The organism is Sporomusa sp., from assembly GCF_057736855.1.
The window spans coordinates 1-1,452 of record NZ_JBYKYF010000051.1; the positions used below are offsets into that span (position 1 = coordinate 1).

At 36.5% G+C, this 1,452-nt stretch carries 1 protein-coding gene and 1 pseudogene; both read left to right on the forward strand.

Annotation, left to right across the window (positions count from 1 at the left end; genetic code table 11):
• Positions 1-630, forward strand: a pseudogene (codY, locus tag AC29Z1_RS05340) (GTP-sensing pleiotropic transcriptional regulator CodY); the annotation flags it as partial.
• A 384-nt stretch (positions 631-1,014) separates the two neighbouring features.
• Positions 1,015-1,428, forward strand: coding sequence for a flagellar basal body rod protein FlgB (gene flgB, locus AC29Z1_RS05345; protein ID WP_488270423.1), 414 nt, complete (start codon positions 1,015-1,017; stop codon positions 1,426-1,428).
• Positions 1,429-1,452 lie beyond the last annotated feature (24 nt).

Here is a 1,452-nt window from a genome sequence, read left to right on the forward strand (position 1 = left end):
TATGCATTGATTGATGATTTGGAATGAAATCTAATGCGGGATAAAGTGCTTAGTCATGGACAATTTCCTGAACGATATGTCGAATGGTTGCGCAAAATTGACCAGACATCGCCTAATCTTCGCTTAGAAAGTGGGTTATGTGCTTTTAGCGAAGGCACTTCTTGCTTATTCAACGATAAATATACAACTATTGTACCTATTCATGGCGTAGGTGAGCGAATTGGTACACTGATTGTGGCCAAATTTAGTGCTGAGTTTGAAGACGACGATTTGATACTGGCTGAATATGGTGCAACAGTTGTTGGTATGGAAATGCTGAGAGACCGCAGTGAAAAGATTGAAGAAGAAGCTCGCAAAAAGGCCACAGTTCAGGTTGCATTGGGAACTTTGTCTTATTCTGAACTCGAGGCCGTCATGCATATTCTAAGTGAACTAGAAGGAAATGAAGGCTTACTGGTTGCTAGTAAAATTGCTGACCGCGTTGGTATTACCCGTTCAGTCATTGTTAACGCATTACGTAAGTTTGAAAGTGCTGGTGTAATCGAATCGAAATCGCTTGGAATGAAAGGCACCTATATTAAGGTGCTCAATGAGCGTTTGTTGGATGAACTTAAAAAACTAAAAAAATAATTTAAATTATAAAAATCCGACTACGAGAAAAGTAGTTGGATTTTTTATTCTTTGTAAAATACCGGAAAAGTAGCGAAAGAATTTCTATATTAAATAGCGAGTGAAAACCTTTTTACTGTTAGGTGTTGGTAAGTCAATGTTAAGGAATTTTTCACTTATACTCAAAAATTTTCTTGCCAAAAAGTGAAGTAATTCAAACAACTATCGATCATTTATTACAGAGCTCAGAATTATTTATATAGCCCTTTTAATTTAAGTTATTTTCTATCCGAATTTTTTTAAAGGGATTTTATTGGTTTTGTAGAATTATGCATAAGGTTAGCAATCTAAGTCGAACTGATATAGAAGTTTTCGTATATTTTGAAATGTAGGAGGGTCAGCTAAGTGCTTAATTCACTTTTGAATTCAACACAGATATCGGTATTAGAAAAAGCGTTGAGTGCATCCTCGCTTCGCCATAAAGTTATCAGCAATAATATTGCTAATGTTAATACACCTAATTTTAAAAAAAGTGAAGTAAGTTTTGAAGATCAGTTAAAGTCAGCTATGGACATAAAGCAACCGGCTCTTTCCAGAACGCATCCACGTCACTTGCCTATTAGCCCAACCGGAATCAATGTTGAGCCGAAGATACATACGATTAATACTACTTCTTTCCGTAGTGATGGCAACAACGTTGACATTGATACGGAAATGGCCAGTTTGGCAAAGAATTCGATTTATTACGACGCGGTTGCCCAGCAAATCAACAAATACTTTGCTGGCATAAAGTCAGCAATTAATGGAGGGAGAAGCTGATTATGGGATTGTTTAGTGCCATTG